The sequence below is a fragment of the Dawidia cretensis genome (genome assembly GCF_018598175.1).
In the GTDB taxonomy this organism is placed as follows: Bacteria; Bacteroidota; Bacteroidia; order Cytophagales; family Cyclobacteriaceae; genus Ohtaekwangia; species Ohtaekwangia cretensis.
Genome location: NZ_JAHESE010000022.1, coordinates 87495 through 103144, shown reverse-complemented (window position 1 = coordinate 103144; position 15650 = coordinate 87495). Strand labels below are relative to the sequence as shown.

At 52.3% G+C, this 15650-nt stretch carries 11 protein-coding genes; 1 reads left to right on the top strand and 10 read right to left on the bottom strand.

The window, feature by feature from the left end; translation table 11 throughout:
- Positions 1-106: 106 nt before the first annotated feature.
- The 9 genes from KK062_RS19530 to KK062_RS19490 all read right to left on the bottom strand — a co-directional run bounded on the left by KK062_RS19530 (position 107) and on the right by KK062_RS19490 (position 8559).
- Complete coding sequence (locus KK062_RS19530; RefSeq protein WP_254086024.1) at positions 107-1570, bottom strand: aminopeptidase P N-terminal domain-containing protein; 1464 nt, start codon at positions 1568-1570, stop codon at positions 107-109.
- Between the two features lie 149 nt (positions 1571-1719).
- Complete coding sequence (locus KK062_RS19525; RefSeq protein ID WP_254086023.1) at positions 1720-2589, bottom strand: DUF8428 domain-containing protein; 870 nt, start codon at positions 2587-2589, stop codon at positions 1720-1722.
- An 83-nt stretch (positions 2590-2672) separates the two neighbouring features.
- Complete coding sequence (locus tag KK062_RS19520; protein WP_254086022.1) at positions 2673-3587, bottom strand: glycosyltransferase family 2 protein; 915 nt, start codon at positions 3585-3587, stop codon at positions 2673-2675.
- 526 nt (positions 3588-4113) lie between these two features.
- Positions 4114-5385, bottom strand: a complete 1272-nt coding sequence (locus KK062_RS19515) for a type II toxin-antitoxin system HipA family toxin (RefSeq protein WP_254086021.1) — start codon at positions 5383-5385, stop codon at positions 4114-4116.
- 2 nt (positions 5386-5387) lie between these two features.
- Positions 5388-5705: a helix-turn-helix transcriptional regulator gene (locus KK062_RS19510; RefSeq protein WP_254086020.1), complete on the bottom strand. Its 318-nt coding sequence runs from the start codon at positions 5703-5705 to the stop codon at positions 5388-5390.
- A gap of 94 nt (positions 5706-5799) precedes the next feature.
- Positions 5800-7164, bottom strand: coding sequence for a HAMP domain-containing sensor histidine kinase (locus KK062_RS19505; protein ID WP_254086019.1), 1365 nt, complete (start codon positions 7162-7164; stop codon positions 5800-5802).
- Entirely contained in the window at positions 7161-7844 is a 684-nt protein-coding gene (locus KK062_RS19500; RefSeq protein ID WP_254086018.1) for a response regulator, read from the bottom strand. The genes KK062_RS19505 and KK062_RS19500 overlap by 4 nt, the downstream gene beginning before the upstream one ends.
- A 107-nt stretch (positions 7845-7951) precedes the next feature.
- On the bottom strand, positions 7952-8164 hold the full coding sequence (locus KK062_RS19495; RefSeq protein ID WP_254086017.1) for a hypothetical protein: 213 nt from the start codon (positions 8162-8164) through the stop codon (positions 7952-7954).
- Between the two features lie 20 nt (positions 8165-8184).
- The gene (locus tag KK062_RS19490; protein ID WP_254086016.1) at positions 8185-8559 is read right to left on the bottom strand and encodes a co-chaperone GroES; all 375 of its coding nucleotides are present in this window, start codon (positions 8557-8559) and stop codon (positions 8185-8187) included.
- A 99-nt stretch (positions 8560-8658) separates the two neighbouring features.
- Between KK062_RS19490 and KK062_RS19485 the strand changes: the two genes are divergently transcribed.
- The gene (locus KK062_RS19485) at positions 8659-11931 is read left to right on the top strand and encodes a S41 family peptidase (RefSeq protein WP_254086015.1); all 3273 of its coding nucleotides are present in this window, start codon (positions 8659-8661) and stop codon (positions 11929-11931) included.
- Between the two features lie 66 nt (positions 11932-11997).
- Here KK062_RS19485 and KK062_RS19480 read toward each other — a convergent pair whose 3' ends face one another.
- Positions 11998-15471: a tetratricopeptide repeat protein gene (locus KK062_RS19480; protein ID WP_254086014.1), complete on the bottom strand. Its 3474-nt coding sequence runs from the start codon at positions 15469-15471 to the stop codon at positions 11998-12000.
- Positions 15472-15650: the final 179 nt, after the last annotated feature.

Sequence of the window (15650 nt, the reverse complement as noted above, 5' to 3'; positions counted from 1 at the left end):
AGGTCTTACAGGAGGAGACGTAAGACCTGCAAAAAATAATGCAGGGCAGGGAAGAAAAAATAAAGAAGGCTGTCTTCTTGAGAAAACAGCCTTGCTTCGACTTGGGTTAATTGGTTTTGTTAATGTTTGGAAGCACAAAGTCGTCCAGGGGACTTGGTTGCTTCATCACCGCCTCGATATCGTCGGTCGTGCGCGGCGCATAGCTGGAGAGTAGTTCGTAGCCCGTCTTGGTAATGAGGTAGTCGTCCTCAATACGGACGGCAATACCCCACCATTTCTTGTCGCAGGCGCTGTTGTCAGGTATATAAATGCCGGGCTCGATCGTCACCACGCTGTTTTCTGCCAGCACATAAACACCGCGGTCGTGCACATCCAAACCAATGTGGTGCGACACCCCGTGCGGGAAGTAAAGGTGTTTGTCGGTAGGCGATTTGATAACGCCCAGGTCGGCCAGACCTTTGTTAATAATGTCGCGGCATACCACCGTCAGCTGATTCATGGGCAGGCCCGGCTTGGCGATCTTCATCGCTTCTTCCTGCGCCTTCAACACCAGGTCGTAGATCTGCTTTTGCTCAGTAGAAAACTTGCCGTTCACCGGAATGGTGCGGGTAATGTCGGCGGTATAACCATGGTATTCTGCACCCAGGTCCATCAGGATGAGCTCCTTGTTTGTCAGGGACGGTTTATAGTTGTCGATATAGTGCAAAATACAACCGTTGTGGCCACCTCCCACGATGGACGGATAGCCCAGGTCTTCAGCCTGATATTTCTTAAATACCAATTCGTGAATTCCCTGCACTTCGCGCTCAGACATGCCGGGCTTGATCGCCTTCATGACTTCCACCTGGCCTACGCACGAAACCATGACTGCCTTGCGCAGCAGGTCGATTTCTTCTTTTGTCTTGGTGCCACGCAGCTCGTCCATAATCGGCGCCAGCGCATCTTTGTCAAGGTTGTTCTTCTGCGCCTCACGCGATACAGTTAACGAGGTGCCCGGAGTAGGGTAGTTGGTTTTCTTTTTGAACTGGGCGATCAGATCATACAGATCCGACGTATCGTCCTGCTCGTCGCGCACGTCGTTTTGAAAGTCGAAGAACAGGATCTTGGCAAACTTCGAAAAGTCGAGGCTATACTTATCAAACTCGCTGTTGTTAAAAGCTTGCTCGAGGCCCAATTGCTCGCGTGTCTTCACGTCGCCCAGGCGGCGGCCGGTCCACATTTCATGAATGGGGTTACGCGGCTGTACGAAGATGATCTCGTCGTACTGCGAGCCATTGGCAGCGGTCTGTTTGTCTTTAAATACCAGCAATACGGCATGCGGCTCTTTGTACCCGGTCATGTAAAAGAAATCGGGGTCCTGGTGGTATACGTACTCCACGTCGTTGGCGCGGTTGCGCACGGGGTTGGCAAAGAACACGGCCACGGAGTTGGCGGGCAGTTTTTCGCGCAGCTTGGCGCGGCGCTCTTTGTGGAAGGTCGACTTCAGGAAGTCGCTCGGCAAGTCTTCATTCTGGGCGAAGACCGTAGCAGTCAGGGCTAATGATAGGAGTAAGGTTAGTGTTTTTTTCATGGTCAATGAGGTCTGACCGTAAATCTCGAAAAAAACTACAAGATCACCGTCACCCTCTTCAATATGCGGGAAAGGAAATAGTTTGAGTGGCGGAAGGGCATAAAAAAGGCCCGGTTGCTTACGCCGGGCCTACCAAAAAAGGTAATTTATTACCTAAACTTCACCTGTAAACTACCTATTGATTCAGTATCGTTGAGGATGTCGATTTGGTAAATGCCGGCTTCGAGTCGTTCCGAAGGGGTGAATACCATCGCCACCCGCTTGTAAGGATATTCTTTCAGTACCGTTTGGCGGGTCGAGGCCACGTACTTTGGGGGAATGCCGTCATTCACCACCGTGGTCGAAATTTTGCCGGCCTCCGCCGACAGCACCCGTCCCGCCGGGTCCGTGATGCGAAACTGCAGGTCTTCTACGCGCGAGGCCACATCCACGTGCACGACCAGCTTGCGTGTTTTTCGCGCGCGAAGCGTCAGCCGTTCGTTCTTACGATATGGCTCCACCCGCACATCTTTCACCGCCGACAGCCGCCATGCGTGCAGCTCGCCGGTCAGGTTCTTATTTTGTTGCAACAGCAGGGCGATGGTTTGCTCCAGGTCCTCTTGTACACGTAGCATACCTTTCTGCGATCGCCGGGCATCGGCCAGGTCCACCGCTTGCGCTTCGTGCTCGGTCTGCAAGGCTTCGTGCTGTTGCTTCAGACGTGTAGCCCCCGCATACTCCCGGCGCATAGCCCTGATCCGTGCATCGCGATCATTTACTTCCCGTGCCATACGGTCCACGTTGTATTGCAACGCGCCGTTCGTCTCCCGCAGCGTCGACAACGCCGCTTCCTGCTTGACAATCTCTTTTTCCAGCTGCAGCTTTTCCGACAGCATCGTTTCAGCCTTCAGCTTCTCCTCCCGCAGGCTCGCCTCCAACAATCGGACGCTGATACCTTCCGAAGCCATATAGGCTACCGTACCCGTCAGGAGCAGGATGGCGACCATTGCCGCTATTCCGAAAACTCTATTTTTACGCATAACGGACATGGTCGCTGCAGGCATCAAAGTAGAACAAAGAGGTTAAAGAGTACATTAAACCGGGATTAAAACGGCATTAAAATTTATCCGAACACCGGGAAGTTTCGCCGCACCCACTGGCTGCCGGCATACGACGTGATGTAATACAAGGTCTCTTTCATGCCTGGCATGGCCTTCCGCAAATACTTGCGCGCCTCAGGCATATTGCCCTGCAAATAGCAATACCGTGCACGGCTGCCATTAATACGCTTCAATGCCAGCGCCACCTCGCGCGGATAGCGCTTCTCAAAGCTCTCCAGGCACATCAGGGAGTAGTAATAATCTTTCTTTCGATACTCTGCGTTGAGTGACAGATTGCTGCCATCAACAACCCGCGTGACAACGTGCGCGGAGATTTCCGCGGAAGCGCGGTGCTCAAACAACCGCAGCGTCCAGTCGAAGTCCAGCATGCCGAAGTGCTCCTCAAATAAAACATGCTTCAGGTCGCGGTGTATCATGACTGTGCCGAGATACGTATTCTGCACATCGATCTTTTCTTTGCAAAGCTTCTTTAGAAAGGTCTCGTTGGGTTCGAAGAACCGCGTCATTTCCAGATTTTCGGCCTGGGTGTGTACACCGGTGTAGGTATTGGTCGTGCTATAGCTGCCGGTGACAATCGGTACATGCTCTGCTGCTTTCAGCTGGAGCCGGATTTTATGAGGTTGCCACAGGTCGTCGTGGTCGAGGAAACAGATATAGTCGCCCGTGGCGTGCCGCAGGCCGATGTTGCGACCTTTGTTGGGACCGCCGCTGTTGGCGGGTGTCGAGAAAAACTGCTGGATGTCCAGGTTGAACGTCTCGAGGATCCCGAGCGTGTCATCGGTCGAGCAGTCGTCAATGACGATCAGCTCCAACGTAAACGCTTTTCCAATGCCCTCCTGGCGCAACACCGAATTCAGCGTGCGCGCGATCGTCTTCTCGGCGTTGTAAGTAGTGATGATGACAGATACCTTTTTCATGACGCCAAATTGGCTGACACAGGTAAAGGCCGACTTAAAAGCAAATTAAAAGGGGGTTAAAAGAGGCGGTCCGGAGGCGGGCGGCAGCGATTCCGGGGTGAAGCCCGGAGCCTGGCCTGGCGTGAACTGGCTGACGGGAAAGTCCCTGGCCAATTTGCCTCGTTTGGGGGCCAAAAGACTGGCAAAAGACAGGATATCCAATATATAAGCAATAGTTAAAGGATAAATAAAGAATAGATATCCAATACTTAAATAGGTATTGAATATCTGTTATAAATCTCTTACTACATCTCTACTGAAATATTTAATATTCTGGCAGAAGACCAGCTTTTAGAAGACTTACGACCTCAAATTGCCAGGTATCTCGTTCTTATTGGGGAAACTACTTTGTAGGACTGGAATATCCAGCGAATTATACGGTGGCCGGAAGCCCTGGCTAGCGCCGCCAAAAGCTGGAATGTGAAAAAGGATAAATATTAGATATTTTGTTTGTAATAACCGGACCGTTGATTGTCGCTTTAGTCCATCAGATTTTATTATTAAATGCCCTTGCCATCGCGCTACGCTCCCACTTCGGTATTCCAATTTTTTCGGCTATCGATTCCCATTGAGAAACTACAGACTGAACAGTCATAATGATTTCTTTCGCTTTTTTGTCAGAAACCCTAAAGTAAGAGGCCACTTCCAGCGCAAGAGCTATTGATAGTGCATTGTCTTTGGTTGATATATTCAAACTAAGTCCTGTGCCGGTGGAAACCGGATTCATGTCATACGCTGGGGAAAGTGTCCATCCCTTTTCAGTCAAAAGGAATCCATGATTTCTGAGGTGATCGTCTGTATTGCTAATCGAGATAGAGAAAACAATCCTCGTCCAGAGCTCCTGAAGATCTGCATCTGGATTCGCTCCGTTTTGCATAATAAATTCAGCAAGATCAAGATAACTTACACCTGACGAATGATTCGTGCCGTCTGTATAGCCTAGCAAAGTCATTGCAGAGGCAAAATGAATACGTGCGCCTCGTGACGTTCTGTCAAATCTTTTAGTTATGAATGTATGTTTTTTGCTGTAGAATTTGCCTGTCTCTGATTGTGGAACTTTTATGCCCGCACCTCTCGCAAGGTCATGAGCAACTTTTTCCCAGCCCCCTATGTCGCGATCATCCCGAAGGCTAGGAAATTTGGCAATCCAGAGTTCGCCATTCTCGTCAAGAACACTTGCTTTTGGCCGCGCTCCACCAAGGGAAGAACCTGGAGTGAGAAGCAAATTTAACCACTTTAAATTTTCAGTATCATTTTCTGTGCTCTCCTCTAGTTTCAGACTGGCATGTTCCAATTCGCGAATCGACGTCCAAGGGGGTGTAGCCATGTAAGTATTACTATTTAAGAACGAGCCATCGATTGAATCTTTAAATCGAATGGCACCCATTCGGTGGCCATCATATACTCCAAGAAGATAGTCAGTTTCAAAAAGATTTTTAGGTGGTCTGCTTTCGCTTCTTGCTATCACTGCTTCTCGTCTATCCATGAGTGTTCTTCCCCAACGGTCTGGAGATGAGTCAAGGAATAGTCCGAAATTAGGTTTCTCGTCGTTGAGATATTGTATCCCACTGAATAGTCCTAAGTCAGGATCTAAAGTTTGCGCGACTCTTGATTTCAGCCAGCTGTTGTCATACTCGAATGAAAATATCTCTTTACCGCGAAGGAGCGTCGAATGGAGCAGGCCCATTAAAGTAGGGTCATCGAGACCCGCCCAGTGGGCAAAGACGTAGATCGTCCGGTGGGCGCCTTTCTTAGCCATGGTTATTGGGGAGTTTTAGGTGCTCGCCCTTTCACAATGAGTTCGGCATCCTGAAGTTTTCTGCCCAGGGGATCATCTCCAGCGAGTTTCAGCAAATCCTTTTCGAGGCCTAAAACAAATAAGACTTGTGCGTAAGCAGCCATGGAGACACCGCCAGCTCCCTTTTCGATGCTCCACAGGGTAGGTCTACTAATATTTGCGCGCTCGGCCACTTGTTCTGTGCTCAGCTTTCTACGAAGTCTGGCCAATTTTATGTTTTCGCCCATCTGGACAAGCATTTTTTCCAATTTGGGCAATACGGTAAGTTTTTTTTCACGCATAACGTTAAATATTTTTAACAAATGTAACGTTTTTGGCAATAATATTTAACATTATAATCCATTTTAACATGAAAAACGAAGTGGCAAAAGGCCATTAAAACGGCAACGTAACCGTAAAGGTCGTACCACCTTCAGGGTTGGCAACAAGGGTAATAGTGCCTTTGTGTAAGATGACGATGCGCTGCACGACGGACAGGCCGATGCCATAACCTTTGATACCCTGGGTATTCTCGCCGCGGTAGAAGGGCTCGAAGATGTTGGTGCGGTCGGCCTCGGGAATGCCAATGCCCTGGTCGCGGAATTGGAGCACGAGGTGGCTGGGCGTAGCACGTACGAGCACCTCGATGCGGTGGTCGGGGGAGTACTTGCAGCCATTCTCGATCAGGTTCAACAGCGCTACTTTCATAAGCTGCTCGTCGCCGTTGATGGTGAGCCTGGACTCGTCGTCGAGGTCGGAGGCGAGGTCGATGTTGATACTATAGCCAGGGTCGCGTTTCATGAGCTCCTCGCGGGTGAGCCAAAGCAGCTCGTCAATGCGCAGGTGCGTCATGCTGCGGTCGGTGCCATCGGCGCTGGTTTGCGCGAGCAACAACAGGCGATTGGCGAGGTTGTTCAGGTTCTTGATGTCGTCCAACACCGAGTTGACCACGCCGCGGTATTCGTCGTTGGTGCGTGCGTGGAGGAGGCTTACCTCCAGCTGTCCCGTGATGGCGGTCAGGGGTGTGCGTAGCTCGTGCGAGGCGTTGGCAATAAAGTTTTTTTGTACGATGAACGATGCCTCGAGGCGTTGCAGCATGTTGTTGAACGTGCGGGCCAGCTGCGCGATCTCATCCTGACCATTGCCTTCGTTTACCCGCAGGTTGAGGCTGCTGATGGTGATCTCGTCTACCTGGTGCACCACGGTAGAGATAGGCTGTAAGGCCTTGCCGGCAAAGAACCAACCCGATACCGACACAGCCACGATGGTGATGGCGAATACTACCAGCAAGATCGCGCGCAGGTTGTTGAGGCGGCTGAAGCCGTGAATGTCCGTTGCGGCGGCGACTACGGCAAAACGATCGTAGCGACCTTTGAAGAGAAAGCCCAGCACTTCGTAGTCATCCTGCCAGTAACGCACCTCTTCTTCCAGGCGAATGCGGTCCAGCAAGTCTTGTGAAATGTGAATGACGCTTTGCTCGTCGGTGCTAAAGATGATCTCGTTGTGAAAGTCGTAGACGATGATCTTTTCGTTGGGTAAGCTTACCGGGTTGTCGTGCTCGATCTTGCGCAGCAGGTTGATGTCGACTTCGTCTACGTCGATGAGTAGCTTGGCGGTGTTGTTGGCTTTGCTGTGCAGGCGATTATAAAAGTCCTCTTCGCGGTAGCCCGCAGAGAATATATAGATCAGCATGAGCGCCATCACCATGATGATGGCTACGCTGATGATGAACCGCAGGGTTAGGCGGCTGCGGATGTTCATGCTTCTTCCTGGACGACGTAGCCCAGGCCGATACGGGTGTGGATGAGCTTTTTCGGGAAATCCCTGTCGACCTTTTTACGCAGGATGTTCATGTATACTTCTACCACGTTGGTGCCTGTGTCGAACGTTACTTCCCAAACTTTTTCGGCAATGTCGGGGCGCGACAACACCCGGCCTTTGTTGCGCATGAGGTATTCCAGCAAGGCAAATTCTTTTGCCGTCAGGGCAATGGTGCGGTCGCCACGCAGGGCAACTTTTTTGTCAAGGTCCAGGCGTAGGTCGCCCACGGTAAGCATATTGGTTTTTTCTTCTGCGTCGTGACGTGCGCGGCGCGTGAGCGCTTTGATGCGGGCGAGGAGCTCTTTGAACTCGAAAGGCTTTTGCAGATAGTCGTCTGCGCCGGCATCGAGGCCGGTAACTTTGTCGTCGGTGGTGCCCAGGGCCGTCAGCATCAGGATGGGCGTGGTGGGCTTGGCGGCCTTGAGCTTTTTGCAAAGCTCGAGGCCGTTCATGACGGGGATGATGACGTCGAGTAAGATGATCTGGTACGTGTTGGCCAGCGCGAGCTTCTCGCCGGTATAGCCGTCGTAGGCAAGGTCCACTTCGTAGCCTTGCTCCTCCAGGCCTTCTTTGAGGAAGGCCGCTACTTTCTGTTCATCTTCGATGACGAGAAGTTTCATGTGCGTGAATTAAAGTTCTTCGTCCGGTTTCGCGCACCTGGGGGAACGGTCGCGGCCGTAATGCTACACAAATTTAGGGCGATTCACGAAATAAGTGTTGGGTTGACTTACTCCATGTACAGCTCATCGATGATGTAGTCTTTGCCCTGACCGTACGCAATCAGTTCCTTGAGGTTGTAAGGCTCGAGGGTATTAAGGTCTTTTACCCGAAAGTCGCCTCCGGGCAGGGTGGCTTCGATGATAAAATCATGTTGCTCGCCAAAGTTTGTGAGGCGGTATTTTTTCCCTACGCGGAGCACGTCTAAATGGAGGCCGGCCATGGTTGTCGTGTATTGAATGGTTATAGATCTTCTTCGCGCTCCAGCATCAGGATGGACGCCTGGGGGACGATGAAATATTTTTCTTCTTCGTACAGTACTTCGATAGCACCCTTTTGCAGGTAGATGGCCAGGTCGCCTTCCTGTGCTTGCAGGGGCAGGTACTTCACCTGATCTTCTTTGCCTTTCCAGACATCATCCTCGTCGGCGGGTAGGGGTAGGGGGTATCCCGGGCCGACCTTAATGACATAACCACTCTGTATCTTTTCCTTTTCTTGCACGCTGGGAGGCAGGTATAAACCGCTGGCTGTCTTATCGGTATAGGTCGTGGGTCTGATCAGCACGCGGTCGCCTACGACGATGAGTTTTTTAAGCCGGTTATCCGCTGTTATTTTCATTGTTGCCGTAATTTTCGATCTTACTAGGGTACAAATATCCTAAACCTTACTTAATCCGTATATGCTTTCATTTAAAATCCCGGTCTTAACCAAAACCTCATGAAAAAAATCCATTTGTTAACCCTTATGCTAGTCGGGCTGCTGTCGCACGGGGCGATGGCGCAGATCGACGCCGGCCTGTTCCGTTACCCCGACGTTTCGCAGACGCACATTGTTTTTACATACGCCAACGACCTGTGGGTTGTGCCGAAAACCGGCGGTGTGGCAAGTCGCCTCAGCTCGCCGGCCGGCGTGGAAGTATATCCGAAGTTTTCGCCTGACGGTAAGGCCATTGCCTTTACCGGCAACTACGATGGCAACTACGACATCTATACCCTCCCCACGTTAGGCGGCGTTCCGGCCCGCCTGACATACCACGGAGGAACGGACCGCGTGGTCGATTGGTTCCCCGATGGCCAGCACATCCTGTTCGCTTCCGGTCGCGAAGCCGGCCGCGAACGGTTCAACCAGTTCTTCAAGCTGAAACCCAATGGGGGGCTGCCCGAAAAACTGCCCATGCCCTACGCCGAGTTTGGCTCGGTGTCGCCTGACGGCAAGCAGGTTGCGCTTACGTTCCGTTCGCAGATCGGCCGCAACTGGAAACGCTACCGCGGTGGCTGGAACGCCGAGATCCATCTCTTCAACCTCGAAACACTGGCTTCCGAAAATATTTCCGCCACCACCGACGCGGCCGACGAGCTGCCCATGTGGCACGGCACCAGCATTTATTTCCTCACCGACCGTGGTCCCGACAACCGCATGAACCTGTGGGAGTATAACACCACCACCAAAGCTTTCCAACAACTGACCCACTATGCGGACTACGACGTACACTTCCCGTCACTGGGACCCGAAGATATTGTGTTCGAGCAGGCCGGCAAATTGTTCCTCTTCAACCTGGCCTCACGCAAAGCACAAGAGGTAAAAGTATCCGTTGTAACGGATGGGCTGGCGCTCAAGCCTACCATCCAGAATGTTGGCCAGCCGCAGCACGCCTTCATCTCGGCCGATGCCAAGCGTGTGTTGGTAGAGGCGCGCGGTGAAGTCTTCAGCGTACCGGCCGAAGATGGCTTTGTGAAGAACCTGACCCAAAGCCCCGGCGTGGCTGAACGTTATCCGTCGTGGTCACCGGACGGCAAGTATATTGCGTACTGGAGCGACCGCTCGGGCGAATACGAGCTGACGCTGCGTGATACCAAGAGCGATGCCACCGAGCGCAAGCTGACGGCCTATGGCGCCGGCTTCCGCTATAAATTATACTGGTCTCCCGATAGCAAGAAGGTTGCGTTTATCGACAAGGCCATGCGCATCAAGATCTACGACGTAGCGACCAACCAGACAGTCGAAGCCGACCACGGCCTGCGCATGATGCATTATGACCTGGAAGATTTCGCGGCCAGCTGGTCTGCCGACAGCCGCTGGCTTGCGTTCGACCACGACCTGGTGAACGGTCACCAGGGTGTATTCCTTTTTGATTATACCAACCGTAAACTCACACAGGTAACGGGTGGCTACTACACGGCACGCAAGCCGGTATTCGATCCTGAAGGGAAATACCTGTACCTGCTTACCAACCAGTTTTTCCAACCGGTGTACAGCGACATCGACAACACCTTCGTGTATCCGAACAGCACTAAGATCGCGGCGATCTCATTGAAGAAAAGCACGCCTTCGCCGCTGGCGCCGAAGAATGACGTGGTAGATGTGAAGGCCGATGAGGCTGCTTCTGATGCGAAAGAGAAAGACAAAAAGAAGAAAGGAAAAGAAGACAAGAAAGAAGAGTCGAAGGACGACAAAGTAGCTAAAGTAGAGATCGACCTGGACGGCCTGGAGTCTCGCCTGGTATTGTTGCCGATGAATCCGGGCAACTATGGTAACCTTGGCGCAATGAAAGGCAAAGTGGTATACCACCAAATGCCAAATACGGGTGCAGAAGATCAACGCAAACCGCTGAAATATTTCGATCTGGAGAAGCGCGAGCAGAAAACATTCAGCGACCAGGTTGACTGGTATCAGATCGCCGCCAACGGAGAAAAGATCCTGATCGGGAAGGATGACAACCTGTATATCATCAAAGCAGAGGAGAACCAGTCGGCCGATAAAGCGTTGCGCCTGTCGGAAATGCAAATGTTTATTGACCCGCGCGAAGAATGGAAACAAATCCTGGTAGATGCGTGGCGCCTGGAGCGCGACTATTTCTATGATCCTACGATGCATGGTGTAAACTGGGCAGCGGTAAAAGATCAGTACCTCAAGATGCTGACCGGTGCGCTGACACGTGAGGAGGTGAACTATGTACTCGGCGAAATGATCGGCGAGCTGAATGCATCACACACCTATAAGGGCGGTGGGGCTGAAGAGGATTCGAAACACTACTCCGTGGGCTACCTCGGCATCGACTGGCAAGTCGACGGCTCTTATTACAAAGTGAAAAAGATTATTCGTGGTGCTGCGTGGGATGCAGAAGTACGCTCGCCGCTTGATCTGCCCGGTGTGGAGATTAAAGAAGGTAACTATATTCTGGCCGTAAATGGTGTGAAGCTCACCACGGCATTAGATCCGTATGCGGCCTTCCAGGGTTTGGCGGGTAAAGCGGTGGAGATCACCTATAACACTACGGCATCGTTCACCGGTGCAAAGACTGCAATAGTAGAAACGTTGTTTGACGAGGCGCGTCTGCGTCACCTGGCGTGGATCGAGCAGAACCGTAAGCGTGTCGAAGATGCTACCGGTGGTGCGGCTGGGTATATCTATGTGCGCAGCACGGGCGTAGATGGACAGAATGAATTGATCCGTCAGTTTAATGCGCAGATGGACAAGAAGTCGTTGGTTATTGACGAGCGTTTTAACAACGGTGGTCAGATTCCGGATCGGTTCATTGAGCTTTTGAATCGCCCTCCGCTGGTGTTCTGGGCGATTCGTGATGGTGCCAGTTGGCCATGGCCTCCCGCGGGTAACTTTGGTCCGAAGGTGATGCTGATCAACGGCTGGAGCGGTAGCGGGGGCGATGCCTTCCCGGATTACTTCCGCAAGGCAGGACTTGGCCCGCTGATTGGCGCCCGTACATGGGGTGGTCTGATCGGTATCAGCGGTGTGCCCGGGTTGATCGATGGTGGCGGTGTGACCGTGCCGACGTTCCGGATGTATAATATTGATGGCACCTGGTTTAAAGAAGGGCACGGTGTTGATCCTGATATTGCTGTGCCGGAGGATTTGACGCAGGGCGCGAAGGGTGTGGATACACAGCTCGAGCGTGGGATCACCGAGATTCAATCGCAGTTGAAGACGAAAGGATTTACTGTTCCGAAGGTGCCGGCGTATGAGGTCAGGTAAGAGAGGCATAAGCATAAATAAAAAAGAGCAGCTGATAAAGCTGCTCTTTTTATTTATACACTTCGATTACTTACAGTACTGGTCTATCTGGAATCGTGCCTTCGCATCGCCAAGCTCTACAGCTTTGCGCCAGTCGAAGCAGGCTTTTTCTTTGTCGCTGAGCTGGTAGTGGAAGTTGCCACGTTGTTTGTAGTAGGCGGCGTTTTTGGGGTCGAGCTTGATGGCTTCGTCCAGGTCGGAGATGCCGGCGCCGTAGTCTTCGAGCTCTCCTTTGCAGTTGCCGCGGTTGTAGTGGGCGATGGCGTCTTCGGGTTTGAGCTGGATTACTTTGTTATAGTCCAGCACGGCGCCTTCGAAGTCGTCGATGGTTTCTTTGATGTAGCCGCGGTTGAAGAGAGCATCGACGTTTTTAGGGTCGAGGTCGATGGCTTTGTTCAACGATAGTACGGCAGACTTGGTATCTTCGAGGGCCAGGTGGGCGCGGGCTTTGTTGATGTATAGTGTTACCGAGTTCTCGCCGGCCTTTTGGGCGTTGTCAAAATCGCTGACAGCGGCTTCGTATTCCGTCGCTTCCATTTCCATCAGGCCGCGGCGGAGGTAGGCGTCTTTATCTTTGACACCGGCGTTGATGAGCTTGTCGTAGTAGTCGCGGGCTGGGGCGTAGCGGTTGGCGGAGTAGTAGCCGTCGGCCAGCAATTTATAGAGATCGGGGCCCGGCTTCTCGGTGAGCTTTTCGACTTCACGATAGTCTTTTACACCGGCATCGAAGCGGTTGAGCTTGTAATACGACTGCGCGCGGTTTTCGTAGGCCTTGAGGTAATCGGGGCGGCGCTCGATGGCTTCGGTAAAGTCAATGATGGCTTGCTGATAATTTTCCTGGTTGAAGTATGCTTTACCACGGTTGTTAAACAGAACCGGGTCTTTCAGGCCCAGGCTGATGGCTTGCGTATAATCCTGAATGGCGGCGGCCAGATTGTTGGATTTGAACTTTACGTCACCACGGTGATACCAGGCGGTGGCCAGCTTGGGATCTTTTTCGATGGCCATGTTGTAGTCGCTCACAGCACCTTCGGTGTTTTGGGCGTCATACTTGCAGTAGCCGCGCATGTCGTATGCAAGCGCCGTGCCGCTGCCAGTCGAGATGGCTTTCTCGAGGTCGGGCAGCGCGCCTTTGAAGTCGCGCTGATAGTATTTAGAAGCACCGCGGCGGAGGAAAAGATTCGTGTCGTTGCTACCGCCGGCGATCGCTTTATCCAGATCGGGTATTGCCTTTTCGTAATCTTTCAGCTCGAACAGCGCATTACCGCGGGCGACATAAATAGCGGCGTCTTTGCTGCCGGCTGTTTCGGCTTTTGTGAGCTCGGGGACTGCACCTTCGTAGTCTTTGATGGCGTATTTCGACAGGCCGAGCATGGTAAGCTCGTCGACGCCGGCTTCGTTACGTGCTACGATTACGGCCAGGTCGGTAATAACGCTGGCATATTCTTTCAGCTGGTATCGTGCGACGGCGCGGTTCTTCAGGGCCGTGGTATAATCTTTCTTTAAACCCAACGCGCGGTCGAAGTCAGGAATAGACTCGCGCACGTTGCCTGCCAGGAGCTTGGCCTTACCCCGATTGTTATAGACGATCTCGTCGTTGGCGCCGTTGACAATGGCTTTGTCGTATGCGGCAATGGCACCGGCGTAGTTGCTTTGTTTGAAGCGGGCGTTACCGAGCTGGTAGTAGATGTCTTTGTTCTTCGTATCAAGGCTGGCAGCCTTCTCGAGGTGGGGCAGAGCCTCTTTATCTTTTTGCTGCGCCATGTACGACAACGCGAGGGCCTCGTAGGCAGGCAGGTCGGCTTTGCCTTTGGCGACAGACTTTTCGAGGTCTATCGTGGTGGCGTTGTAGTCTTTTTGCTGGAACGAAGCTTTGCCGCGTTTGAGGTATAGCTCGTCTTCTTTTTCACCGGCCATTTCAGCGGCAGTAAACGCTTCGATTGCACCTTTGTAGTCGTTGGCGTCATAGCGCAGGTAGCCGGCATAGAGCAATACTTTGCCATCTTTTATACCGGCTTGTATGGCCTTGTCGAGGTATGGCCTGGCGGCATCTTTTTTCGCGACCATATAGTTCGCAATGCCGAGCATTTTTAGCAGCTCGGGTGTTTCACCATCGGCCTTTGCTTTTTCCAAATCCGCGACAGCGCCGGCATAATCTTTCAATGCGTACCTGGCCGTGCCACGGTTGAGGAATGCTTTGGTGTAGCTCGCGTTCAGCTGAATGGCCTTGTCGAAGTCGGGTATAGCGCCGGCGTTGTCGTTGATGTTGAGCTTGGCTTTGCCGCGGTTGTTATACAGGATGGCATCGTTGGTGCCGAGCTTCACGGCATTGTCATAATAACGAATGGCGCCGCCGAAATCGCTCTTGAGGAATTTGATGTCGCCGAGGTTTTTAAAGGCATCGGCATCTTGCGCGCCGAGGGATACGGCCTTCTCCAGGTCGACGATGGCTTTGTCATAGTCCTTCTGCGCAAACTCCGACTGGCCTTTGTAAAGCATCACTTCTTTCGAAGCAGCACCCGCGTTCACGGCACGGCTAAGCGATTCGATCGCACCGGCGTATTCTTTGTTTTTGTACTGGCATGTGCCCAGTTGGGTGAAGACATCTTTATCCGTTACACCCATGGACACAGCGGCCGACAGGCTTTGTGTTGCTTGCGCGCAATCGCCCGTCGCGGCGGCGCTCAGGCCGAGCATACGAAATACGTCTTTATCTTTTACACCTTTGGCAGCGACTTTGCCCAGTGCTTCGACCGTGCCTTTGTAGTCTTGCAGGGTATATTTGGCAGTGCCCACCTTTTGGTAGATCTCCGTGTCGGTGCGGCCGGCGGTCAGCATCTTTTCAAAGTCGGCGATGGCGCCTTTCCAGTCTTGTACCAGGTAGCGTGTTTCGGCGCGGTTTTCGATGGCCTTGTCATAGCCCGCGCGTAATTCAAGCGCTTTGTCGAAGTCGGGTAGCGCGCCTTTGTAATCTTTCAGGATGAACCTGGCTTTACCGCGGTTGTTGTACAGAATGGCGTCGGCCTTGCCGGTGGCGATGGCTTTGTTATAGTTGGTGACGGCATCCTGGTAACTTTCCATGCGGAATTTGGCGTTGCCCAGGTTGGCAAACGTGTCAAAGCTGCTCGCGCCCATGGTCACGGCCTTTTCGAGGTCGGTGACAGCGCCTTGATAATCGTTGAGGGTATAGCGTGCGTTGCCGCGGAGCTCGAAAAGCTCCACGGTGTTGATGCGGGCTTTGACCGCTTCGTCGAAGTCGGCTTTGGCCTTATCGTGTTCCTTGAGGTTGTAGTAAGCCACACCCCGTTTGAGGTATACTTCCTTGTTGGCGAAGTTGCTATTGATAAGCTGCGTGAATTGCAGGGCGGCGTCATTGTAGTCGCCGGCCTTTAGCTTCTTCAGCGAAGCTTCCCACTGTACTTGCTGGAGGGAATCGGTTTTCTGGGCGAGGGACGTGAGACTTATTAACAGAAGCGCGGCGACCAGTTGGAATGCTCTCATGGGGTAGTTCAAAAAGTTGTTCCTAAGAACAAAGTTATTAAATCCTGCCATTCATGAGGCCGTCGTTTCAGCCTTCCACCGGGTCACCTGGCTTCTGTAATAAAAAATGCAATACAGAAAAAAAGAGAGGGTCTTTCCTCTGTATTCAGAGAGGGTCTCCGAATGCTGAGAGAGGGTCT